General features: G+C 72.8%; 1 protein-coding gene. It reads left to right on the forward strand.

From position 1 onward, the window contains the following. Positions 1–817: SpnB-like Rossmann fold domain-containing protein (locus GWK61_RS54870; RefSeq protein WP_194922338.1), on the forward strand; the 817-nt coding region annotated here is incomplete at both ends.

The raw sequence follows: 817 nt of genomic DNA on the forward strand, positions 1-817 counted from the left end.
GACCCGGGGTCAGCCGTGATCGCCGGCGTGCACGAGGCGACCGGCCGCGTGCTCGGCCTGCTTCAGCAGTGGCTGGCGGACGAGCGGTTCGAGGCGTCTCGCCTCGTCATCGTGACCAGGAACGCGGTGTCCGCGATACCCGGCGACGCGTCGGAGGACTTGGCCGGCGCCGCTGTGTGGGGCCTGGTCCGCAGTGCGCAGGCGGAGAATCCCGGCCGGTTCGTCCTCCTCGATCTTCCCGCCGGCGGCGCAGTGCCGGAGCTGGACGCGGTCCTCGCCAGTGGGGAGTCCGAGCTGGCGCTTCGTGACGGCACCCTGCGGGCGCCACGCCTCGTTCGCGCCTCGGGCGTGTCGGTGGTGGAGCTTCCCGCCGGGGACGACCCCGCGTGGAAGCTCGCCCCGGGCGACGGTTCCGTGGACGGGATCAGGATCGTGCCGAGCCCCGAGGCGTTGCGTGAGTTGGCGCCGGGGGAGGTGCGGATCTCGGTGCGCGCCGCCGGGCTGAACTTCCGGGACGCGATGGTCTCGCTCGGCATGATCCCCGGTGACCGCGGTACCGCCGCCGAGGGGTCGGGAGTGGTCGTCGAGGCGGGATCCGACGTGCGCGAGCTTGCCGTCGGAGATCGGGTCATGGGCTTGTTCCCCGAGGGCGCCGGCGGCGTGGTCGTCGTGGACCGCCGTCTGGTCGCCGGCGTTCCGAGCGGCTGGTCGTTCGCCGAGGGCGCGGCGTTCCCGATCGCTTACCTCACAGCGTTCTACGCCTTGTGTGATGTGGCGGGGGTGCGGGGTGGGGAGTCGGTGTTGGTGCATGCGGGTG

Origin of the sequence: Catenulispora rubra, from assembly GCF_015356825.1 — a bacterium.
Taxonomy (GTDB): Bacteria; Actinomycetota; Actinomycetes; order Streptomycetales; family Catenulisporaceae; genus Catenulispora; species Catenulispora rubra.